The 22,327-nt window shown below is 75.0% G+C and carries 21 protein-coding genes and 1 pseudogene; 13 read left to right on the top strand and 9 right to left on the bottom strand.

Annotation, left to right across the window (positions count from 1 at the left end):
- Positions 1-18 precede the first annotated feature (18 nt).
- Positions 19-921, bottom strand: a complete 903-nt coding sequence (locus tag IE219_RS01015) for an aminoglycoside phosphotransferase family protein (RefSeq protein WP_189974441.1) — start codon at positions 919-921, stop codon at positions 19-21.
- Here IE219_RS01015 and IE219_RS01010 point away from each other — a divergent pair.
- Positions 897-1,418 (top strand): HD domain-containing protein, encoded by a 522-nt coding sequence (locus IE219_RS01010; protein WP_189974439.1) that lies wholly within the window; start codon positions 897-899, stop codon positions 1,416-1,418. The genes IE219_RS01015 and IE219_RS01010 overlap by 25 nt on opposite strands.
- Positions 1,419-1,757: 339 nt before the next feature.
- Positions 1,758-2,555: a helix-turn-helix domain-containing protein gene (locus IE219_RS01005; RefSeq protein ID WP_229849522.1), complete on the top strand. Its 798-nt coding sequence runs from the start codon at positions 1,758-1,760 to the stop codon at positions 2,553-2,555.
- A gap of 85 nt (positions 2,556-2,640) precedes the next feature.
- Here the strand turns inward: IE219_RS01005 and IE219_RS01000 are convergent, their stop codons facing one another.
- The gene (locus tag IE219_RS01000) at positions 2,641-3,330 is read right to left on the bottom strand and encodes a copper homeostasis protein CutC (protein ID WP_189974435.1); all 690 of its coding nucleotides are present in this window, start codon (positions 3,328-3,330) and stop codon (positions 2,641-2,643) included.
- 51 nt (positions 3,331-3,381) lie between these two features.
- The gene (locus tag IE219_RS00995; protein WP_189974433.1) at positions 3,382-4,365 is read right to left on the bottom strand and encodes a DUF8832 domain-containing protein; all 984 of its coding nucleotides are present in this window, start codon (positions 4,363-4,365) and stop codon (positions 3,382-3,384) included.
- Positions 4,366-4,552: 187 nt separating this feature from the next.
- On the opposite strand from IE219_RS00995, the gene IE219_RS00990 reads away from it, so the two are divergent.
- From IE219_RS00990 to IE219_RS00945, 10 genes and pseudogenes are all read left to right on the top strand, one after another.
- On the top strand, positions 4,553-4,831 hold the full coding sequence (locus IE219_RS00990; RefSeq protein WP_189974432.1) for a heavy-metal-associated domain-containing protein: 279 nt from the start codon (positions 4,553-4,555) through the stop codon (positions 4,829-4,831).
- Between the two features lie 76 nt (positions 4,832-4,907).
- Positions 4,908-7,172, top strand: coding sequence for a heavy metal translocating P-type ATPase (locus IE219_RS00985; protein WP_189974430.1), 2,265 nt, complete (start codon positions 4,908-4,910; stop codon positions 7,170-7,172).
- Positions 7,173-7,205: 33 nt separating this feature from the next.
- A complete protein-coding gene (locus IE219_RS00980) occupies positions 7,206-7,487 on the top strand; it encodes a metal-sensitive transcriptional regulator (RefSeq protein WP_189974428.1) in 282 nt (93 codons plus the stop codon).
- 158 nt (positions 7,488-7,645) lie between these two features.
- Positions 7,646-7,990 (top strand): annotated as a pseudogene (locus tag IE219_RS00975) (BlaI/MecI/CopY family transcriptional regulator); the annotation flags it as partial.
- A gap of 323 nt (positions 7,991-8,313) precedes the next feature.
- Complete coding sequence (locus IE219_RS00970) at positions 8,314-9,225, top strand: M56 family metallopeptidase (protein ID WP_189974426.1); 912 nt, start codon at positions 8,314-8,316, stop codon at positions 9,223-9,225.
- Between the two features lie 152 nt (positions 9,226-9,377).
- On the top strand, positions 9,378-9,857 hold the full coding sequence (locus IE219_RS00965) for a GNAT family N-acetyltransferase (RefSeq protein WP_189974424.1): 480 nt from the start codon (positions 9,378-9,380) through the stop codon (positions 9,855-9,857).
- Positions 9,858-10,122: 265 nt separating this feature from the next.
- The gene (locus tag IE219_RS00960) at positions 10,123-11,010 is read left to right on the top strand and encodes an SAM-dependent methyltransferase (protein WP_189974421.1); all 888 of its coding nucleotides are present in this window, start codon (positions 10,123-10,125) and stop codon (positions 11,008-11,010) included.
- A gap of 67 nt (positions 11,011-11,077) precedes the next feature.
- Positions 11,078-11,521, top strand: a complete 444-nt coding sequence (locus IE219_RS00955) for a Fur family transcriptional regulator (protein WP_229849521.1) — start codon at positions 11,078-11,080, stop codon at positions 11,519-11,521.
- A gap of 146 nt (positions 11,522-11,667) precedes the next feature.
- Positions 11,668-12,693, top strand: a complete 1,026-nt coding sequence (locus IE219_RS00950; RefSeq protein ID WP_189974420.1) for a helix-turn-helix domain-containing protein — start codon at positions 11,668-11,670, stop codon at positions 12,691-12,693.
- Between the two features lie 98 nt (positions 12,694-12,791).
- Complete coding sequence (locus IE219_RS00945; RefSeq protein WP_189974417.1) at positions 12,792-13,874, top strand: helix-turn-helix transcriptional regulator; 1,083 nt, start codon at positions 12,792-12,794, stop codon at positions 13,872-13,874.
- A gap of 299 nt (positions 13,875-14,173) precedes the next feature.
- Here IE219_RS00945 and IE219_RS00940 read toward each other — a convergent pair whose 3' ends face one another.
- From IE219_RS00940 to asnB, 6 genes are all read right to left on the bottom strand, one after another.
- The gene (locus tag IE219_RS00940; RefSeq protein WP_189974415.1) at positions 14,174-14,422 is read right to left on the bottom strand and encodes a hypothetical protein; all 249 of its coding nucleotides are present in this window, start codon (positions 14,420-14,422) and stop codon (positions 14,174-14,176) included.
- Between the two features lie 220 nt (positions 14,423-14,642).
- Positions 14,643-15,968, bottom strand: a complete 1,326-nt coding sequence (mshA, locus tag IE219_RS00935; protein ID WP_189974949.1) for a D-inositol-3-phosphate glycosyltransferase — start codon at positions 15,966-15,968, stop codon at positions 14,643-14,645.
- Between the two features lie 218 nt (positions 15,969-16,186).
- Positions 16,187-17,752, bottom strand: a complete 1,566-nt coding sequence (locus IE219_RS00930; protein ID WP_189974413.1) for a class I tRNA ligase family protein — start codon at positions 17,750-17,752, stop codon at positions 16,187-16,189.
- A gap of 35 nt (positions 17,753-17,787) precedes the next feature.
- Positions 17,788-18,534, bottom strand: a complete 747-nt coding sequence (locus IE219_RS00925) for an SDR family oxidoreductase (RefSeq protein ID WP_189974411.1) — start codon at positions 18,532-18,534, stop codon at positions 17,788-17,790.
- Between the two features lie 108 nt (positions 18,535-18,642).
- Positions 18,643-19,545 carry a 2-methylaconitate cis-trans isomerase PrpF family protein gene (locus tag IE219_RS00920; protein ID WP_189974409.1) on the bottom strand — a complete coding sequence of 301 codons (903 nt, stop codon included), beginning with the start codon at positions 19,543-19,545 and terminating at the stop codon, positions 18,643-18,645.
- Positions 19,532-21,340: an asparagine synthase (glutamine-hydrolyzing) gene (gene asnB / locus IE219_RS00915; protein ID WP_189974407.1), complete on the bottom strand. Its 1,809-nt coding sequence runs from the start codon at positions 21,338-21,340 to the stop codon at positions 19,532-19,534. Before asnB ends, IE219_RS00920 begins: the two co-directional genes overlap by 14 nt.
- Before the next feature lie 191 nt (positions 21,341-21,531).
- Between asnB and IE219_RS00910 the strand changes: the two genes are divergently transcribed.
- Positions 21,532-22,275 (top strand): PIG-L deacetylase family protein, encoded by a 744-nt coding sequence (locus IE219_RS00910; RefSeq protein ID WP_189974405.1) that lies wholly within the window; start codon positions 21,532-21,534, stop codon positions 22,273-22,275.
- Positions 22,276-22,327: the final 52 nt, after the last annotated feature.

Here is a 22,327-nt window from a genome sequence, read left to right as displayed (position 1 = left end):
GCTCTCGCCCTGCGCCTGTCAGGTGAACTCGGCCAGGGCCTCGGTCCAGGAGCGGCGGGCGACGGCGGCCAGGACGGGGTTCGGGGTCGGGGCGGTGCCGGGGGCGGCGGTGTCGCCGTAGTAGAAGTCGGTGACGACGCCCCAGCACAGGGCCCAGCCGCGGCCCCGGGCCCAGGTGGCGTCGTCGACGCGGGAGGCGGCGCGGAAGAGGGGGCGGGTGGCGGCGGTGAGGAGGGTCCAGGCGGGCAGCAGGTCGGCGGCGGGGTCGCCGGTGCCGAGGCCGCCGAAGTCGATGACGGCGGCGAGCCGGCCGTCGCGGGTGAGGAGGTTGCCGGGCAGGAGGTCGCCGTGCAGCCAGACCGGGTCCGCGTCCCGGGCGGGCAGGGCGAGGGCCTCCTCCCAGGCGGCGAGCACGGCGTCCGCGTCGAGCAGGCCGGCGGCGGCGAGCGCGGCGACGGAGGGCCGCATGGCGCCCCGCTCCCAGTCGGTGACCGGTCCGCCCCGGAAGGACGGCGGCCCGCCCGTGGCGTCCACGGACCGCAGCGCCACCCCGAACCGCCCCAACTCCCGTGCGGCGTGCGCGAGGTCGGTGACGGGCGCGGCCCAGGCGTCGGCGCCGTCCAGCCAGGCGTAGACCCCCCAGGGCCGCTCGAAGCCCTCGCCGGGGACGCCCGCACCGACGGGCACCGGCACGGGCAGCGGGAGCTCGGGGGCGAGCCGGGGCAGCCAGCGCCGCTCCTTCTCGATCTGGCCGGTCGCCCACGGGGCCTTCGGCAGCCGTACGGCCAGCTCGTCGCCGAGCCGGAACACGGCGTTGTCGGTCCCCGCCGAGACGACCTCCCGCACCTCCAGCCCCGCCCACCGGGGGAACTGGGCGGCGAGGAGCCGCCGTACGAGTGCCGCGTCGATCTCGTCCGCCATGGGAAGGGACGCTAACGAGAACGCGCGACGCTCGCGCTGTATTTTCCGCGTCCAGGGGCTCCCGTGACGACCGCCGTCGCCGTCCCGTACCCGGCCTCGGTCTCGGCCTCGGCCTCGGTGAGTGCTCTCCTCGCCCGCTCGGCGGCGTCCGGATCGGGGACATCCCGCACATCGGCCGTCGCTATCTCGACGCCGCCGCCAACGAGACCGTCACCGCCGACCAGGTGTCCGCCGCGCATCCGGTGGTACGTGACGGGGTGCGGCGCGTCGTGGCCGAGTACGAGGCCAAGGGGACGCCCGAGGCGGTCGTGGCGCGGGACGCGGACAAGTTGGAGTGCCTGGTGCAGGCGGTGGAGTACCGCGCGCAGGGGAACACGCTGGTCCAGGACTGGATCGACACGTCCTTGAACAGTCTGAAGACGGCGTCCGCGCGCGAACTCGCCGCGGCCGCGCTGACGATGTCCCCGCTGGAATGGCGGCGGACCTTCCTGGGCTGAGCCCCGGCCGGGGCGCGGCCGGCCACGCCCCGGTGATGCGCGACTCCCGGTAAAGAACGGCGGGAAAGGAACTACCCAACCCACCCCCTCCGTCCCCCAACTGGCCTGCTCACACGAACGGGTGACGGAGTGTCCGGAAGTCGGACAGGTGCGGTACGGTCGGTCGCGACAACCGCATACGCAACTCGGCCCCCGGCAGGACTGCAATCCTGACGAGGGCCTACCGATCAGGAAGAACCAACCTTCCCAATGGATGCTTCGCAGTCTAACGCGACCGTGCCCGCTTCCCCCGCTCCGTTCGAGATCCCCGCCGACGCGCCACGCTCAGGGGTGATCCACGTGCGGCACCGCCACCGCGACCGGTTCACGGTCGTGGGCAACCACCTGGCCCAGCATCCGGCCCTCTCGGGGCTCGCGATCGGGGTCGGAGTGCGCATCCAGTCGCTGCCGGACGGCGCCGACGTGTCCGTGAAGAGGCTCGCGCTGCTCCTCCCCGAGGGCGAGATCTCCATCCGGCGGGCGCTCAACGAGCTGGTCGCCGCCGGGTACCTGGAGCGGCGGCGGGTGGCGCTCGGTGGTGGGCGGTACGCCACGCGGCTGGTCTGGTACGACAAGCCCGGGGCCGTACCCGTATCCGAGGCCGCGCCCGTACCCGGGGTCGCAGCCGTGTCCGAGGGCGCAGCCGTGTCCAAGGGCGCGCCCGCGCCCGCCGCCGTACGACCCGGAACGCCGCCGTCCTCCCCGGCCGCGCCGCCCTCCGGGCCCGCCGCCGCGCTTCTCGCGCGGCTGCGCGCGGCCGACTCCCGGCTGGTGCTGTCCTGCCGCGACGTGGAGCGGCTGGCGCCCGCCGTGGACGGATGGCTGGCGCTCGGCATCGAGGGCGCGCAGGTCACGCGGACGCTCACGTCGGCGCTGCCACCCGCTCACGTGCCCATTCATCACCCGGCCCGCTTCCTCGCGTACCGGCTCGCCACCCAGCTGCCGCCGCCCCTGCCCGCCGAGGCGCCGTCGCCGCCCCCGCTCGCGCCCCTCGTGAGCTGTGACGGATGCGAGCGGGCCGTCAGGTCCCACGGGCCGGATCCTCTGTGCGCGGACTGCCGTGCGGCGCGCGGCCCGGAGGGCAGGGCCGCGGCCTGAGCGACGGCGCCCCCGTCCGCCACGGGGGCCGGGCCGTCATGGCCGGCCCCCCGGAAGCGACCGCCTCCGGGCCCCGCAGGGCCGCTTACGCGTCGATCGCCTCGCGCCAGGCGCGGACCGCGTCGGCGGAGACCGGGCCGGACCAGCCGTCGGGGCGGGCCGCGCCGCCGATGTGGAAGGCGGTGAGACCGGCGGCGCGCAGGCGCGGGAGGTGGTCGAGGCGGAGGCCGCCGCCGACGAGGATCTGCGGTTCGTAGCCGGGTTCGCCGGTGCGGGCGGCCTCGGCCTCCAGGACCGGCAGGCCGTCGTCGACGCCGCCCGCGGCACCGGCGGTGAGGTAGGTGTCGAGGCCGGGCAGGTCGGCGAGGCGCTTGCGCAGGCCGTCGCGGTCGGCGGCGCGGTCGATGGCCCGGTGGAAGGTCCACTGGGCGCCGTCGAGGACGGCGACGAGCCGCTCGACGGCGACCAGGTCGGGCTCGCCGTCGGCGGTGAGGAATCCGAGGACGAACTCGTCGGCACCGGCCTCGCGGAGCTCGGCGGCCCGCGCCACCAGGGCGTCGATGTCTCCGGCCGCGAAGCCGTCGGCCAGGCGGAGCATCACGCGCAGCGGGATGTCGACGGCACGGCGGATGGCCGTGAAGCCGGCCGTGGACGGGGTGAGGCCGTCCGCCGCCATGTCGGTGACGAGTTCGAGGCGGTCGGCGCCCCCGGTCTGGGCGGCGACCGCGTCCTGCGCGTCGAGGGCGATCACCTCCAGGACAGCACGGTTGCTCATTGCGCCCATTCCTCCATGAATGACGACTACAGGTCTAGTCCAATGACCAGCCTAGCCGTGAGTGTGCCCTCCCGCATCGTTCGCGGGGCTCGTCGCCGGGGCCGGAGGTGTGTTCGGGGCCGTGCCCGGGGTGCCCGCGCGGACCGTGAAGGCGGCGGTGCGGACCTTGCCCTCGTGCTGGAAGTCGAGGAAGAGGCGGTAGGTGCCGGAGCTCGGGGCGGTGGCGGTGAAGGAGACGTCGGGGCCGGGGCCGCCCTCGTTCGGGTGGACGTGGAGGTAGGCGAGGTCGCTCTGGCGGAGGGCGACGAGGTGACCGTACGCGCCGAGGTACGGCTCCAGGTCGGTGACCGGCTTCCCCGCCCTGGTGACGGTGAGCCGCAGCTCGCCGGCCTTGCCGGGGTCGAGGGTGCCGCCGAGGCGGACCTGGTAGCCGTCGACCGAGGCGGTGGGCGCGGCGGCGGGCAGCGGCTTGGGGGCGTAGGCGCCGGGGACGCCGAGGTCGGCGCCGAGGGTGACCGCCGGGGCGCCCTTCGCGGCGGGCTTGAAGTCGGCGAACGCCTTGTAGCCGCCGGCGTCGGGGAGGTCGGCGTCGACCGTCCAGGTGCCGTCGGCCGCCTTCACCGGGTGGAGGTGGCGGAAGACCGTCAGGTCGCGCGAGGCGACGATGAAGTGCAGTTCCTTGTCGTGCTCGGTGGTGAAGGCGGTGACGTTCTTCCCGGCGGCGTCCTTGACGGCGAACTTCAGGGTGCTGCGGCCGCGCGGCGGGGTGGGGGTCTGGAGGTCGAGGGTGTAGCCGGCCTCGGAGACCTGGAGGCCGCCGGGGAGCTCGGCGGCGCCCTGGGCGGGGGCCTCCTCGTGGCCGCCGTGCCCGCCGGAGGTCTCGGCGGGACCGGGGGTGGTCTCGGCGTGCTGTCCCGCGTGCTCCGCCTTCTTCGGCTCCTCGATCGGGCCGACGCCCTTGCCGACCCCGTACGCGGTCCCGAAGGTCGCGGCGAGCGCGGCGGCGAAGGCGGTGATCTTCACTCCGGTGTTCATGGCTGCTCTCCCAAGTACGGGTGGCGGTGTTCCTGACTGCTCTTCGCACTTCACCATACCCCTGGGGGGTATCAAGTCAAGTCGGGGACCCGCTTGCGTCGGATACCGCCGGGGGGTATACATGAACTCACACCGCCGATACCCCCCGAGGGTATCGCGGCCCACTGGACGCACGATGGAGGACGACATGGGTTCCTGCTGCACCCCCGACAACAGCTGCTCGACCGGCGACGCCACGGTCGCCATCGCCGAAGGCACCCGCACGGTCTACGCCGTCACCGGCATGACCTGCGGCCACTGCAAGACCGCCATCACCACGTCCGTCAGCGCCCTGGACGGCGTCCTGAACGTGGACGTCGACGTCGCCGGCGGCCTGGTGACCGTCACCACCGGCGGCGAGCCCGACGACGCCGCGATCGCCGCCGCGATCGACGACGCGGGCTACGAGCTGACCGGCCGCGCCTGACCGACCCGGCCGCCGGGGCCCGTACCGGCCACGCCGGGCCCCGGCCCCCGCACCCGCGACACCGAGGAGCAGTTTCATGACCACCACGACCCCCGGCACGGCCCAGGTCGAGCTCGCCATCGGCGGCATGACCTGCGCTTCGTGCGCGGCCCGGATCGAGAAGAAGCTCAACCGCATGGACGGGGTCGAGGCCACCGTCAACTACGCGACCGAGAAGGCGAAGGTCACCTTCGCCGCCGACATCCCCGTCGCCGACCTGATCGCCACCGTCGAGGCCACCGGCTACACCGCCGAGGAGCCCGCCCCGCCGCGGAGCGAGGCCCCCGGCACCGACGGCCCCACCGACGAGGAGAAGGCCGACGCCGAACTGCGGCCCCTCAAGCAGCGGCTGATCACCGCCGTCGCCCTCGCCGTGCCCGTCATCGCCATGGCGATGGTCCCGGCACTCCAGATCGAGTACTGGCAGTGGCTGAGCCTCACGCTCGCCGCGCCGGTCGTCGTCTACGCCGCCTGGCCCTTCCACCGGGCCGCCTGGACCAACGCCAGGCACGGCGCCGCGACCATGGACACGCTGATCTCGGTCGGCACCATCGCCGCGTTCCTGTGGTCGCTGTGGGCCCTCTTCTTCGGCACCGCCGGCACGCCCGGCATGACGCACCCCTTCGAGTTCACCATCGCCCGCACCGACGGCGCCGGGAACATCTACCTGGAGGCCGCCGCCGGCGTCACCGCCTTCATCCTGGCCGGCCGCTACTTCGAGGCCCGCTCGAAGCGCAAGGCGGGCGCCGCGCTCAAGGCGCTGATGCAGCTCGGCGCGAAGGAGGTGACCGTCCTCAAGAACGGCCGCGAGGTCACCGTACCCACCGCCGAACTCCAGGTCGGGGACCGCTTCCTGGTCCGCCCCGGCGAGAAGATCGCCACCGACGGCACCGTCGTCGAGGGCTCCTCCGCCGTCGACGCCTCCATGCTCACCGGCGAGTCCGTGCCGGTCGAGGTCTCCACCGGCGACTCCGTCACCGGCGCCACCCTGAACGCCGGCGGCCGCCTGGTCGTCGAGGCCACCCGCGTCGGCGCCGACACCCAGCTCGCCCGCATGGCCAAGCTCGTCGAGGACGCGCAGAACGGCAAGGCCGCCGCCCAGCGCCTCGCCGACAAGATCTCCGCCGTCTTCGTGCCGATCGTCATCGCGCTCGCCCTCGGCACCCTCGGCTTCTGGCTCGGCACCGGGCAGGGCCTGACCGCCGCCTTCACCGCCGCCGTCGCCGTCCTGATCATCGCCTGCCCCTGCGCCCTGGGCCTCGCCACCCCGACCGCCCTCATGGTCGGCACCGGCCGCGGCGCCCAGCTCGGCATCCTGATCAAGGGCCCCGAGGTCCTGGAGACCACCCGCAAGGTCGACACCATCGTCCTGGACAAGACCGGCACCGTCACCACCGGCCGGATGACCCTCATCAAGGTGCACACCGCCGCCGGTACGGACGAGACCGACGTGCTGCGCCTGGCCGGCGCCCTGGAGCACTCCTCCGAGCACCCGATCGCCCAGGCCGTCGCCACCGGCGCCGCCGCCCGGGTCGGCACCCTGCCCACCCCCGAGGACTTCGCCAACATCCCCGGACTCGGCGTCCAGGGCGTCGTCGACGGACACGCCGTCCTCGTCGGCCGCGAGAAGCTGCTCGAAGAGTGGGCGATGGAGCTGCCCGCGAGCCTCAAGTCCGCGAAGGACGCGGCCGAGAAGGCCGGCAGGACGGCCATCGCGGTCGCCTGGGACGGGGAGGCCCGCGCGGTCCTGGAGGTCGCCGACGCCGTCAAGGAGACCAGCGCGGAGGCCATCCGCCGGCTCAAGGGCCTCGGCCTCACCCCGATCCTGCTGACCGGTGACAACCAGGCGGTCGCCGAGTCCGTCGCCGCCGAGGTCGGCATCGGCGAGGTCATCGCCGAGGTCATGCCGCAGGACAAGGTCGACGTGGTCAAGCGCCTCCAGGCCGAGGGCCGTTCGGTCGCCATGGTCGGCGACGGCGTCAACGACGCCGCCGCGCTCGCCCAGGCCGACCTGGGCCTGGCGATGGGCACCGGCACCGACGCCGCCATCGAGGCCGGCGACCTGACCCTGGTCCGGGGCGACCTGCGGGCCGCGGCGGACGCCATCCGGCTCTCCCGCAAGACCCTCGGCACCATCCGGTCCAACCTCTTCTGGGCCTTCGCCTACAACGTGGCCGCCCTGCCGCTCGCCGCGGCCGGACTGCTCAACCCGATGATCGCCGGTGCCGCGATGGCCTTCTCCTCGGTCTTCGTGGTCGGCAACAGCCTCCGCCTCCGCGGCTTCCAGGCCGCGGACAAGTGATCACCCACGAGTGATGTTGACGGGAGCCCCGCCGTGGCCGGTTACGGACAGCACAAGGAAGACATCATCAGAAGGCTCCGCCGGATCGAGGGCCAGGTCCGGGGAGTGCAGCGGATGGTCGACGAGGACGTCTACTGCATCGACGTCCTGACCCAGGTATCGGCCATCAACGCGGCCCTCCAGTCCTGCGCCGTGGCCCTCCTGGACGAGCACCTGAGCTGCTGCGTCACCGAGGCCATCGAGGCCGGCGGCGACGAGGCGAAAGCCAAGGTCGGCGAGGCGTCGAAGGCCATCGCCCGACTGATCCGGACCTGACCGGACCACCCGCCGCCCCCGCGCGCGGGGCCCGTGGAAACGGGCCTCCGCACGGGGGCGGCGGCCGTGCGCGTTCGCGCCACCCTACCCCTGGGGGGTATACCTCGGGCGGGTGTGCGAGCCGTACGATGAGCCGCCCGCAAGGGGAGGGGATGCACGTGCGCCGGCTGGGAGAGCTGGAGGCCGAGATCATGGACCGGCTGTGGGCCTGGCAGCGGCCCGCCACGGTCCGCGAGGTCGTCGACGACATCAACCGCGACCGCCGCGTCGCCTACACCACCGTCATGACCGTGGCCGACATCCTGCACCGCAAGGGCTGGCTCCGCCGCGAGAAGGCGGGCCGCGCCTGGCTGTACGAACCCGTCCGCAGCCGCGAGGAGTACACCGCCGGCCTCATGCGCGACGCGCTGGGCGACAGCCCCGACCGCCCCGCCGCCCTGCTCCGCTTCGTCGAGGCCATCTCCGACGAGGACGCCGAAGCCCTCGACGCCGCCCTCCGCGCCGCCCGCGGCGAACCCGCGCCGCCCCCCTCCGGGCCCCCCGCCGGACCCCTCGCCGGTCCCGGCCGCCCGGCCCCCTCCGACCGCGGTGCCGGGACCGACCGCGGTGCCGGGACCGGCCGGGGTGCCGGGGCCGGCCGGGGTGCCGGGGCCGGCCGGGGCGCCGGGGCAGGACCCGGCACCGCGCCAGGTCCCGGGTCCGCCGCCGGAGCACCGGCCGGGCGCGGGTCCTTCCCCGGCGACGCCCCGCGCGGCTTCGGCCTCGGAGGCGTACCGCCGCGGCCCCGGGCGCGCCGGGACGCGCCGCCCGCACCGGGGGGCCGGTCGTGAACCACCACGTGCTCGTGCCCCTCGGCTTCGTGCTGTTCAGCGGATTCGTCGCGCCCTGGCTGCTCGTCCCCGCGCGCTGGGCGCCGCAGGTGCCCCGGCTCGCGCTCGCCGCCTGGACCGCCTGCGGCGCCGTCTTCGCCGTCTCCGCCGCGCTGCTCCCCGCCCAGATGGTGCTGCCCGCCGAGTCCAGCCACCGCCTCGCCGACCTGCTCTTCACGCTCGACCTGCCCACCCCCGCCCACCTGCTCGCCCTGCGCGGCCGGGACCTGCTCGCCGCCCTGCTCGCCGCCGCCGTGCTCGCCCTGCCGGCCGGCGCCTTCGGCCGGGGGCTGCTGCGGGCCCGCAGGAGCCGCCGCGCCCACGCCGACGTGCTCCGGATGATCGGCCGCTACGACCCCGGGCTGCGGGCCACCGTCCTCGACCACGCCCGGCCCGCCGTCTACTGCCTGCCCGGCCGCAGCCGCCGCGTCGTCGTCTCCTCCGGCGCCGTCGAGACCCTCACCCCCGCCCAGCTCGCCGCCGCCCTCGCCCACGAGCGGGCCCACATCGCGGGCCGCCACCACCTCCTGGTGGCCGCCGCCGAGGCTTTCCGCACCGCCTTCCGGGGCCTGCCGCTCGCCCGGCACGGGGCCGCCTCGGTGCCGCTCCTCCTGGAGATGGCCGCCGACGACCGCGCCCTGCGCCGATGTACCAGGGACGCGCTCGCCACCGCGCTCTACGCCCTCGCGGCGGGCCGGGCGCCGCGCTCCGCCTTCGCCGCGGGCGGCCCCTCGGCCGCGCTCCGGATGCGCCGCATCCTCACTCCGCACAGCGCCGGACACCCCGTGCTCCGGGGGCTGTTCGCGATCTCGGCGGCGGCTCTCGCGATGGCTCCGCTCGTCATCGCCTGCTGTTCCTTCCCGGCCTAAAGACCGGACCAACTCTTCTATTTACTAAGTGAATTCGTAGATTTCGCATCGGTCACACACGGGGAAATCGACCGCTATTGTGGGTACCTTGGGGCTCCGGCTCGGCAACAGGACCCGATACGGCGCTCGACACGGCGAAGGGTACAGATCCAATGCAGCTCGCTGGCGTCCGTACGGCAGCTGCCGGCGACGCGACGACGATATCCCGGCTGCTCGCCGACGCGATCCGCGGCAGCTATGCGGGAATGCTGGGTGAAATCCCGCTGCGCCGGCTGATCTCCACGCAATGCGCGCTGCCCCGCATACGCGCGGAAATTGAAATTCCGGGCGGCGCCCCCGGCTGGCTCGGCTGGCTGGTCGCGGAGAACGACGAGGGCCGTGTCCTCGGCGCCGCCGCCTGCGGCGTACCGGTGCCCGGCGAGGGCGAGGTGTACGCGCTCGCGGTCGCGGCGGACGCGCGCCGGCGCGGCACCGGCACCGCCCTGCTCGCGGCGGCCACCGACCGGTCCCGGGAGTACGGGGCCCGCGGGCAGCGGGTGCAGCTCCCGGTGGAGGCGGACCCGGCCCTCCCCTTCTACCGCCGCCTCGGCTTCGCCCCCCTCGGCCCGCGCCGCTGGGGCCGCGCCGTCTGACCCCGCGTCCCCCTTCCCCGTACGACTCCTCTCCCCCCCCGCGACTCCCCCGGTACGGCTCCGCTCCGGGCGGCCCCGGCTCCCCCGGCACGGCCCCGCGCCCCTCCCCGTACCCGTGGCAGATCCACGCCATCGCGTGTTCACGCAGCCCGATCCGGTGGATCGGGGCTCCTCCCCCAGGTCAGGATGGTCGCAGCGGTGCGGTCCCGGCGGCACGGGCGCCCCCGCCGGACGGCATGGACCGAGCGAGCACCTGGAGGAGCGGATGCACACCCCGAGCGGCACTTCCCTGCCCGCCGTGCCCGCAGCGCTCGCGCCGGTCCTGCCGTCCCGATACGAACCGGTGCCGGGTCCCGGCGCCGGGGTGCGGCTCCACCCCGACGCCCTGCCCGGCCTGGAGTCCGTCTCCGCGACGGACGAGGGCTCCGTGTGGCTGCACGACGCCCTGCTCGGCCCGCACAGCGCGGACATCGTCCGGTACCTCGGCCTCGCCCGCTCCGTCGGCGGACCCGTCCTGGACCTCGGCTCCGGCGCGGGACGGCTCGCCGTCCCCTTCGCCCGGCACGGCTTCGCCGTGGAAGCCGTGGACCGGGACGCCTCCGCACTGGAGCGCCTCGAAGGCTGGGCCCGCCGGATCGGTCCGCAGGTGGCCGGACTGGTCGTCACCCGCCGGGCGGACCTGGGCGAGCTGCGGCTCGCCGGGAGCTACCGGCTGGCCCTGCTGGCGGGCGCGATGGTCTCGGCCGTCCCGCCCGCCCGGCGGCCGGGGCTGCTGCGGGAGGTCGCCTCGCACCTGGCGGACGGCGGGGCGCTGGCCCTGGACTACACGGCGCACGAACTGCCCGGCCTGATCGCGGAGCCGCGCCGGACCTGGGCCTTCCAGGTGCCGAGGTTCGACGGGATCGACGAGTGGGTGGTGGCCCGGCAGGTCTTCGACCTGGCGGCGATGAGCGAGCGGATCACCTACTGCTCGGCGCGGACCGGGAAGACGTCCTCGGAGCGGACGGTGCTCACCACCGACAAGTGGATCGTGGACCCGGACCGGCTGGCGGCCGAACTGCACGCGGCGGGGCTGCGGGTGGAGGGCCGGCGGCGGCACCGGATCGACGAGCGCACCGAGTCGGTGCTGCTGGTCTGCCGCACGGACGACTGACGGCGTTGACGGGCAAGAGGTACGATGGCCACAAACGTTTGAGCCGACCAGGTGGCGGGCGGAGAGAATGGCAGTCGTGGAAGAACTGGCCGGGCGCGAGGCGGTGATCCAGCGCCTGCGGGACGTCGGCCTGCGGGTGACCGGGCCGCGCCTGGAGGTCCTCACGGTGCTCGCCGCCGGCGGCCATCTCGACGTCGAGGCGATCACCGCGACCGCCCGCGAGCGGCTCGGCACCCTCACCAGCCAGGCCGTCTACGAGATGCTGCGGCACTTCCAGGAGACGGGCCTGGTCAGCAAGTTCGACCGGCCCGGCCTGCCCGCCGTCTTCGAGATCTCGGGCCCCCGCCACCAGCACGCCCTGTGCGTGCGCTGCGGCCGGGTGGAGAACGTGGACGCGCCCGCCCCCGTGCCCCCGCGCGGCAGCCTGCCGGGCTGGCGGACCGGCGACGCCGAGCTGGTCTTCAAGGGGCTGTGCCCCGACTGCCGCCAGGAAGAGCCCGCGGCTTCCTGACCGCTTGAAGCGGCCCGTACGGCGCGGGTGAACGTCCCGGACGATGGCGGGAACTCTCAAGGCCGTGCGGCGCGTTCGAATCTGTGGCAGGGTCTAGCGGGGCGTTTCAACGGGATCCGCGCGATCCGAGGGGAGTCAGCTGCGTCGTGTCCAAGAACGCCGCCGGAGCGCGCACGGGAAGCGAACAGGCCCTGACGCTCTACCAGGAGCTGCGCGACGCACCCGGCGAGGGCTTCGACGACGCGGCCCGCAGACTGAACCTCACCGCGGCCGAGCGCGAGCAGTGCCGCGCGGAGCTGGCCGCGCTCGGGCTGATCGAACCGCCCGCCGCCGGCACCGCCCCGGTCGTGGTCCCGCCCGACACCGCCCTGCTGCGGCTGCTCCAGCACGAGCGGGAGCGGCTGGAGCACCGGCTGGCCGAGACCAGCCGCGCGCACACCACCCTGGAGACGCTGGCCGGCCCCTTCCTGCGGAGCGGGACCGAGCCCGGCTCCGAGGTCGAGGTGGAGATCGTCGAGGACCCGGCCCGGATCCGCCGCGAGCTCGCCGAGCTGACGGAGACCGTCCGCGCCTCGGTCCACTCGATGCTGACCGGTTCGGTGCGGCGCGACGAGATGTGCCTCGAACTGGACCGGGACCGCGAGCGGACCGCCCGCGGGGTCCGCGTCCAGGCCATGTACAGCCACCGGGTGGGCCAGGTCCCGGAGATGGCCCAGCACCTGGCCGAGCGGACCGCGCTCGGCGTCGAGGTGCGGCTCTCCGCCGTCGTCCCCATGAACATGGTCCTCGCCGACGAGAACTTCGCGCTGCTGCCGACCGATCCGCACGACCCGGAGTCGGCCGCCATCCTGGCCCGCGGCCCCGGTCTGGTCCGCTCCTACCGGGCCCTCTACGACTACTGCTGGCACGCCGCCACCCCGTACGGCCGCGAGGAGCCGGGCGAGCACGGCGGCGACGGCCTGTCCGAGCAGCAGCGGGCCGCGCTGCGGATGCTCGCCTCCGGCATCAAGGACGAGCAGGTGGCCCGCAACCTGGGCGTCTCGCTGCGCACGGTCAGCCGGCTCATCTCCGAACTCATGCAGGAACTCGACGCCGCCAGCCGCTTCGAGGCGGGTGTCCGGGCCGCCCGCCTCGGCCTCCTCGACGGGGAGCCGTACGAGCCGCCCGCCTGACCACGGCGGCGGGGACGGGAGGACGGGCCGGGGCGGACGCGGCACGTAGTCTGGCGATTCCGCAGGGTGGGTCCACGACGACGAGGGGGAGACGCGCCATGGCCGCGACCGACGACGCCACGGACGGTACGACCGGCGACGGGCCGGAGGCGTTCGCGGGGCTGCCGGGCGGCCGGCTCGTCCCCGTCTACCGCGAATTACGCCGCCGGGGGGTGTCGAGCCTCGCCGAGGTCGCGGCCGAACTGGGCCTGACCGGCGAGGAGTACGAGCGATGTCGTGACGAACTGCTCTCCCTGGGGCTGGTCGCCCCGACCACCGCGACCCACGCCGAGCGCGAGGAACTGCGCACCGGCGCCTGGCGGCCGGACCTGGACACGGTCGCCGCCATCGACCCGGAGATCGCCCTGCTGCGGCTCCTGGAGCGCGAGCGGGAGCGCCTGCGCGAGCACCTGGCCGAGGCCGACCAGGCGTACAGCACGCTGGAGACGCTGGCCGGGACGGTGCTCCGGTCGGCCTCGCTGCGGCCCGAGATCGACGTGGAGCAGCTGACCGACTACCGGCGGATCCAGCAGGTCCTGGAGGACATCACCGACGTCATCCAGTCCGACCTGGTCTCCATGCACCCGACCTCGCTGGTGCAGGAGGTCGCCGAGCGAGTGCTGAGCCGGGACCGGCGGCAGATCGAGAACGGGGTGCGGGTCCGCGCCATCTACAGCCAGCACGCGGCGAGCCACCCGGAGGTGGCGGAGATGCTGACGCGCCGTCTGGAGGTGGGCGTGGAGGTGCGGTTGTCGCCGCTGGTGCCCATGACGATGATCATCGCGGACCGGCAGTTCGCCATGGTGCCGATCCGCCCGGAGAACGCCGCCGAGGGCGCGATCCTGGTGCGCGGCCCGGCCCTGGTGGGGTCCTACCTGGGGCTGTACGAGCACTGCTGGCACATGGCCGCCCCGTTCGGGCACGACGTGGGCGCCGACCGGGGCGGGGACGGCCTGTCGGAGCAGCAGCGCGCCGCGCTGCGGATGCTGGCCGGCGGGATGAAGGACGAGAAGATCGCGCGGACGCTGGGCGTCTCGCTGCGCACGGTGAGCCGGATGCTCTCGGAGCTGATGCAGGAGCTGGGCGCGCAGAGCCGCTTCGAGGCGGGCGTGCGGGCGGTCCGGCTGGGCTGGCTGGACTGAGGGACGGGACGCCCCGGTGCGGTGCCGGGGGCGGGGGAGCGGTCCGCCCCGGCTCCGGGCATATACCAAAGGAAAAGGACGGGGGATGGGGCGCCCCGAATGCGCACGCAAGAAACCCCGGGATTCCGGTGGGGAATCACGGGGCCTCTCGCGGCAGGATTTCGCCGGTGTTCCGGCGTCTTTCTCCCGGGCGTTCCGGCCGGTGTTCGCGCCGTCGTTTCCCGGGTGTTTCCACAGGCCCGCGGGGGCTTCACGGGGGTGTTCCCCCGCGGGCCTGCGACGGTGGTGCGGGCGGTGGGCTACTGGCCGGCGGCCAGGGCGGGCGCGGGGGCCGGGGAGGGGCCGTTCCAGCCGTTGCCGTTGGTCGAGGTCGGCGTGGGCGTGGGGGCCGGGTCCTCGGCGGGACCGGCCACGACGGGGCGGGGGGCCGAGGACGCCTCGGGGGCGACGGCCAGGGCCGCGCCGCCGGCGACGGCGAGACAGGCGGCCAGCGCGAGGCCGAACTGGCGGGCGGCGGTACGAAGTCCGTTGTTCTGGCGGGCGTTCATGACTATTTCCTCCAGGAGTTGACCTTCGAATTTCCGTCTTCGGGGCCCGTGCCGCCGGGTTCCCCCTGAAGACATCTCTATTCTGTCGGCCGCTCCCGGGTGAATCCAGGGATTCTCGATGCGTGGATCCGCCATGGCGTGTGTGCGTCAATGCGCCGCCACCTGAACGGAATTCACACATCCGGAGCCCGCCTAACCTTTGGTCGAACCAAAAGAGATGCTAGACTCGTGCTACGGCCTTCTCGTTCCTCCAGGAGAGAGGGGCCGCCGGGGCAGGGGCGTGCCGCCGCCCTTGCCCCACCCGTCCCGGTCCGCGCCGCAGCCCGGCCCGCTCGCGCACCGCCAGCGCGTCCTCGTAGACGTCGATCGTCCGCGCGGCGGAGGTCCGCCAGCTCATCCCCCGGGCGTGCCCGACCGCCGCCGCCCCCATCGTCTCCCGCGCCTCCGGCCGCACCGCCAGCCACAGCAGCCGGCGGGCGTACTCCACCGGGTCGTGCCCCCGCACCAGCAGCCCCGTCACCCCGTCCCACACGGCCGTCGGCAGCCCGCCCACCGCCGAGGCCAGCACCGGCGTGCCGCACGCCTGCGCCTCCGCCGCCACCAGGCCGAAGGACTCGCTGCGCGAGGGCACCACCACCACGTCCGCCGCCCGGAACCACTCCGCGAGCCGCTCCTGCCGCACCGGCGGACAGGGCAGCAGCACGTCCGTGACGCCCAGCTCCGCCGCCAGCCGCCCCACCGTGCCCCGCTCCCCCGCGCCCGAGTGCCCGCCGATCACCGGCACCAGGAGCCGGCCGCGCAGCCACGGCGCCATCCGCAGCAGTTCGGCCACCGCCCGGACCAGCACGTCCGGGCCCTTCAGCGGCTGGATGCGGCCCGCGTAGAGCGGCACGAAGGCGTCGGCGGGCAGGCCGAGCCGGGCCCGGGCCGCCGCCCGCCCCGCGTCCCGGCCGGGACCGGGCGCGAAGGTCCGCAGATCCACCCCGGGCCGCACCACCTGGGTGCGGGCCGCGTCCGCCCCGTACAGCCCGCGCAGCGCCTCGGCCTCGTCCGCCGTGTTGGCGATCAGCCGGTCCGCCTCGGCCGCGAGCCGCCGCTCGCCGTCGATCCGGGCGGCCGGTTCGGGGGTGTCGCCCTCGGCCAGGTGGGCGTTCTTCACCAGGGCCAGGGTGTGCGCGGTGTGCACCAGCGGGGTGTTCCAGCCGAAGGCGGCGATCCGCCCGGCCTGCCCGGAGAGCCAGTAGTGCGAGTGGACGAGGTCGTACGCCCGCTCCTGGCGGAAGAGGCCGAGCGCGAAGGGCAGGACGAGGTCCGCCACCTCCTCCTTGGCCACCGGGCGGCGCGGACCCGCCGCCACCTGGCGGACCCGCACGCCGGGCGCGAGGTCGGTGAGGCGGGGCTCGCCGACGTCCTGGTGGCGGGTGAACAGGTCGACCTCGACGCCCTGTTCGGCCAGCGCCCGGGAGAGTTCGACCATGTAGACGTTCATGCCGCCGGCGTCCCCGGTGCCGGGCTGGTGGAGCGGGGAGGTGTGGACGCTGAGCATGGCGACGCGCAGGGACACGGGGGGCTCCTGTGGGTGGGGGGCCGCGTGTCCCCGCGCGGGTCGCGCCGGGTTCGCGCGGCAGGGGGATGGGGGCGCGCTGTTCTCTCCGGTCCGGCCCGGAGGCCGGACCCCTCCGTCCGGTCGTCCGTCCGGTCGTCCGTCCGTCCGTCTAGTCGTCTTCTTAGTGGCTTAGAAGCTGATGGCCGGGAATCGGCGGCTCAGAAGCCGAAGACCGGCCCCGAGGGCGGTGCCAGCCGGGTCCCCGGCAGCGGCGGGATCAGCGCGTGCCAGTCCACCGGCCGTCCGGTCTCCACCCTCAGCGCCGCCGCCAGCCGGTCCGCACCCTCCGGCATCACCGGCCGCGCCCACGCGGTCAGCGCCGACGCCACCGCCAACTGCGCAGCCAGCGCGGGCAGATGACGGCAGGCCGTGGTGGGGCGGCACCGCTCATGGGCGTTGACGTAGCCGAAGTCGGCCGCCGAGCGCACCATCTCGTCGAGGACGGCCACCGCCCGGCGCGGGTCGAAGGCGTCCGCGCCGTACGCCTCGCGCAGGTCGTCCACGGCCCGGTGCAGCCGCCGCTCCAGCACCTCCCAGCCGGTGCCGCCGGGCAGCGCCTGCGGGGCGAGCCCGTCGCACTCCTCGCGGACCGCCGCGAAGAGCCGGGACAGCCAGCTGTTCCAGTTCTCGTCCAGCTCGCGGCGGGCGGCGGCCAGCCGGTCGCGCCGGAAGACCGTGCGGCGGCCCAGCGGACGGGCCTGGAGGACGTGCCGGCGCAGGGTGTCGGAGCCGTACTCGGTGAGCAGGTCCAGCGCCCACACGTTCCCGCCGCGCACCCCCTCCTCGATCACGAACGACTCGTTGACGTTGAAGTCCTGCGGCAGCTTCACGTCCTGCGCGAGCAGCAGCACCGGCAGCAGCACCGCGTGGCAGAAGGAGTGGCCGAAGCCGCAGAAGTGGATGGCGCGGGCCGGCAGCGGGCCCTTCGGGTCGTAGCCGAACAGGTGCATCGCGGCGGCCTCGAAGCAGCCGTCGATCCGGTGCTCGGGGAAGCCCTCCACCGGCACCTGGAGCCCCCACTCGGCCGGGTGGCCGACCGCGATGTCCGGCAGCCCGTCCTCCACCAGCGACTCGCACAGCGCGGCGAGCCGCGGCGGCAGCCCGGCCGCCGCCCAGTAGTCGGCGAGCGTGTCCCGGAAGGGCTCCAGGGGGATGTAGAGCCGGCGGCAGCGGCGGGCCACCGCCGGGGTGCCGCAGAGCGCGCAGCGCGCTCCGATCAGGTCGCCGCCGTCGTTGGGCCGGGCGCACTCGTGGCACATGCCGCCGTCGCTCGCGGCGCCGCAGTGCGGGCAGGAGCCGGTGGCGTGCGCCCCGTGCAGCCAGCGCTCGCACGGCTCGCAGTACGGCAGGAGGCGGGTGCGCGGGGCGATGACGCCCTCCGCGTACAGCTTCGCGAAGAGGTCCTGCACCCAGCGGCCGTACCCCTTGTCGCGGCGGGGCCGGACGATGTGGTCGAACTCGACGCCGGAGCGCAGCCAGTCGGCGGTGATCGCGGCCCGGTACCCCTCCGCGACCTCCTCCGGCTTGCGGCCCAGGCGCAGCGCCCGGACCTCGACGGAGCTGGCGTGGTCGGCGGTGCCGGTGGTGAACCGGACGGGTTCGCCCTCGGCCCGCAGGAACCGGGTCAGGACGTCGGCGGCCACGTACGGCCCCGCGAGGTGGCCGATGTGCAGTTCGCCGTGGGTGGCGGGCGGGGTCGCGGTGATCCAGACGGGGGTGCTCACGGAAGCCTCCTGAGCGTCGGCACGAAGGTGGAGATTCAGCGGGGCTCGAAGTGGAAGGAGCGGATGAAGCAGTCGCGGGGCTGCTCGACGGCGTAGACGATGCACTCGAAGAGGGCCTGGGTGGTCAGCTTCTCGTCGGGCGCGAGGCCGTCCGGGTTGGAGCCGTCCCACTCCGCGAAGCGCGGGTCGGAGGTGGAGAAGTCCGGCGGGAAGAGGGAGAAGACCCGGACGCCGGAGGGGCGCAGCCGGCGGGACAGGATGTCCGCGAAGCCCGCCTGGGCGCTCTTGGCCGCCCAGAACGCCTCGTGGGCGGCGCCGGCCGCGCCCGAGGCGGTGCCGCCCGCGTCCCGCACCGCCACCATGTTGACGATGTCGGGGCGCAGCGAGCCGCGCAGCAGCGGCAGGAAGTGCTTCACCATCAGCACCGTGCCGCCCGCGGTGGACTCGATGGTCTCGACGATCTCGGCGTCGCTGGCGGACTCCAGGTCCATGCCGTCGAGCCAGCGGGCGCCGTTGTTCACCAACAGGTCGACCCGGTCGGTGTGTTCGCCCACCCGGGCCGCGAACTCGCGGATCTCGGCGGGCCGGCTGAGGTCGCAGCCGAAGGCGTGGATGCGGTCGCGGGCGGAGCCCATCACCTCGGCGCGGGTCCGCTCGGCGGCCTCCACCGTCCGGGCCGACACGTAGACCTCGGCCCCCAGGTGGGCGAATCCGACGGCGAGCGCGCGGCCGAAGTAGCGGGACGCCCCGGTCACGACGACACGCAGGTTCTCGAATTTCATGTGCGTCTGCTCTCCCCACGGATACCGAACGGATACCGAAATCAGCGGCCGGTCCCCGTCAGCGTGGCAGAGGCCGGGCCCCCTGGACCTGCGAAAAGGGCTGCGCGTTCACGCCGTTGCGTGGACACGCCAGGGCAGCGGGCGGCTTCCGAGGACGGCCGCCCGCTTGTGCCGGACGCTGACCCGGTCGGCTCCGGCGAGGACCGTGACGGTGCCGCCGGGGGTCCGCACCGGCTGCCGCACCGGCGGCACGACGGTGCCGTCCAGGGCCCCGGCGGCGGCGAGCGCGGCGGCCCCGGTGAGCGCGAGGCGCGGATGCCAGCCGCCGACGGTCAGCGCGCGGACCGCCAGCCCGCCGGGGGTCGCCTCGACGGCGGCGATCTTCGGCAGGGCGGAGTGCGGCGGGTGCCCGAGCAGCCGGGCGGCCTCGGCGCGCAGCGCCAGGAGTTGGGGGCGTACGGGGCCGGGCGCGAGCCGCCGCACGTCGACGAAGACGTACGGGTTGCCGTACCGGACGAGGGTGACGGGCACGCCGAGCAGCCGGTCCCGGGGCCGCCCGGTGGGCAGCGTGCCCGGCGCGTCCGGGGCGCGCAGGAAGTGCAGGGTGTACGTCCCCGGCTCCCGCTCCGGCTCGCACAGCACGGTGTCGCCGGTGGTGAGGGCGCGCACGGTGACGGGCCCGGGGCGGCCCTCGGCGACGACGCAGGCGAGCAGCGAGTGGCCGCAGCCGGCCCGGAAGTCGAAGCGGCCGTCCGGCAGCGCCTGCACGAAGCGGTAGCGCAGTCCGCCGTCCTCGCCAGGGCCGTACAGCGCGATCTTGCGGGGCGCCGCCCCCCGGCCCGGGCCGAGCCCGAGCCGGGCGAGCTGCGAGGAGAGGCCGAGCACCCCCGCCGGCAGCTCCCCGGCCCGCACCACGAGCGTGGGCCCGGGGGCGTCGAGCGCACGGACGAGGAGGGCGCGGGGGGCGGGGGTGGACGGGGCCCGGGGGGCGGGCCGGTCAGGCCGCGGCACAGCCGGCGGGGATGCTCATGCCGCGGACCACGTCCGTCCACAGCTCGTGGACGGCGAGCGCCCACAGCGCCTGCGCGTCCGCGCGGTCGGGGCGCTCCAGCTGGCGGGCGAGGAGCTTGCCGACCCGGTCGGCGCGGACCTTGCCGCCGAGGACCAGACGGGCCGGGGAGAGGAGTTCGCGGACGGTGTCGAGGAGCGGGCCGCCGGGGGCGATCATCGCCTCGACGGGCAGCGTGAAGGGCTGCTTGGGGCGGCGCAGCACCGGCGCGGGCAGCAGTTCGGCGCCCGCCTCGTACAGCGCGCGCTTGCCGGTGCGGGCGGCGGCGGGCAGCGCGCGGGCGTGCGCGACGACGGACGGCTGGCAGAACGGCAGCCGGGTCTCGACGGCCCACGCCATCGACAGGTGGTCCACCCGCCGCAGGTGGTAGGCGGGCAGCCGCCAGCGGGTCTCCAGGGCGGTCATGGCGGTGACCCGGTCCGCGCCGACGGCCTCGGCGGAGCGCAGCTCCTGCTCGATGCGGTCGGCGGCGGAGCCCGTATCGGCGATGTGGGCGCGGTAGTCGGCGGTGTAGAGGTGCTCGCGCAGCAGGCGCGGGGCGGCGGAGAGGGCGTCGGTGTAGGCGGCGGCCCAGTCGGCGCCGGGCGGGGCGGCGAGCGCGGCCCGCATCCGGTCGTAGCCGCCGAAGAGCTCGTCGGCGCCGTCTCCGGCGAGGGCGACGGTGAAGCCCTGGCGGCGGACGGCCCGGAAGAGGGCGTAGGTGGAGAGGGTGATGGGGTCGGCGTTGGGCTGGCCGAGGTGGCGGACCGTGCGGGTCAGCAGGGACGGCAGCTCGTCGGGGTCGAGGGCGATCTCGTGGTGGACGGTGCGGGTGCGGCGGGCGACCGAGCGGGCGTGGGCCGCCTCGGAGCCGGGCCAGCCGCCCCGGTAGGTGAGGTGGAAGGTGTGCAGCGGCGGCGCGTCGGTCTCCCGGGCGTGCTCGGCGGCGAGCGCGGTGACCAGGCCGGAGTCGAGGCCGCCGCTGGTGACGGCGCAGACCGGCACGTCGGCGGTGGCGAGCCGGCGGACCTCGTGGCGCAGCACGTCCTGGGTGTCGCCGACCGGCGCGGCCCGGTGCGGGCCCCGGCGGCGGACGACCGGCGCGGCGCCCGGCCGGACGAGGGCGGTGGCGCCGGGCGGCAGCACGGAGATGCCGTCGAGGGCGGTGCCGGTGGAGAAGGAGGTGCGGGTGGCGAGGACGGTGTCGAGGGAGTCCTCGCGGGGGCTGATGCGCACGCCGCCGAAGGCGAGGAGGGCGGGGATCTCGGAGGCGAAGCGGGTGGAGCCGTCCTCCGGGTCGTGGTGCAGGTGGATCGGCTTCATGCCCATGTCGTCGACGGCGAGGACCAGTCGGGTGCGGCCGGGGCGAAGGTCGAGGACGGCGACGGCGAACATGCCGTCGAGGTGCTCGGCGAAGGCGGGGCCGTACTCGGCGTAGAGGGCGGGCAGTACGGTGCCGTCGCAGCGGTCGGGGAAGCGGTGGCCGCGGGCGGCGAGCGCGCGGCGCAGCTCGGCGTGGTTGTAGATCTCGCCGTTGAGGACGGCGAGGATCCCGGGCAGGTGCGGCAGCCGGTAGGGCTGCCGCCCGCCGCAGGGGTCGGTGACGGCGAGCCGGTCGCAGCCGAGCGCCCAGCCGGGCCCGCGGAGCACCTGGTGCTCGTCGGGTCCGCCGTGGCGCTGGCGGGCCGAGGCCGCCGAGAGTTCGGCCGGGTCGGGGCGGTCCGCCCCGGCGGCGAAGGAGCCGAGAATCCTGCACATGCCGGTCGCCTCCGTGTCCTGGTGCACTGCGGGCGGCCGGGCCCCGGCGGGTCCGGCCGATGGAGACCCCATTCCATGGGCCATCCAATGATTTGAATCTACCAAGCTTTTGGGTGGCGCGTAAGTGCCATGTCCTGTTCACGCCACGGGTTGGCCTTGCGACGCCCCTCCCGCCCCAACAGGCTGGACGCATGGAGGACTTGGCGACGAACGACCCGACCGTCCGCAGCGCGCCCGCATCCCTGCTGGTGGTGGCCGCGCACCCGGACGACATCGAGTTCTGCGTCAGCGGGACCGTCATGCAGTGGATCGAACGCGGCACCCGCGTCACCTACTGCATCGTCACCGACGGCGGCGCCGGCGGTTACGACCCGCTGCTCCCCCGGCAGGCCATGGCGGACCTGCGCCGGGCCGAACAGGTCCACTCCGCGAAGCTCAGCGGCGTCGCCGACGTCCGCTTCCTCGGCTACCCCGACAGCTTCGTCGAAGCCTCCGTGGAACTGCGCCGCGACCTGTGCCGGATCATCCGCGAAGTCCGCCCGCAGCGGGCCATCATCCCCTCGCCCGAGATCAACTGGGCCCGCGTCGCCGACCTCCACCCCGACCACCGGGCCGTCGGCGACGCCTGCCTGCGCGCCGTCTACCCCGAGGCCCGCAACCCCTTCGCCCACCCCGCCCTCCTCAGGGACGAGGGCCTCGAACCCTGGACCGTCCACGAGCTGTGGCTCATGACCGGCCCCACCCCCAACCAGTACGTGGACGTCACCCCCGTCTTCGACCGCAAGGTCGAGGCCCTGCGCATCCACACCTCCCAGACCGCCCACTTCGACGACCTCGCCGGCCTCCTGCGCACCTGGCTCTCCGAGCACGCCGTCGCCGGCGGGCTCCCGGCGGGCCGGATGGCGGAGGCGTTCCAGATCGTCCACATCGACTGACGGCCCGCCGCCGGGCGTCTTGTGACGCCGTGACCCCCATGGGACCGTGAGG

It is taken from the genome of Streptomyces termitum (assembly GCF_014650175.1).
In the GTDB taxonomy this organism is placed as follows: domain Bacteria; phylum Actinomycetota; class Actinomycetes; order Streptomycetales; family Streptomycetaceae; genus Streptomyces; species Streptomyces termitum.
This window is presented reverse-complemented; position numbering and strand designations above follow the sequence as displayed.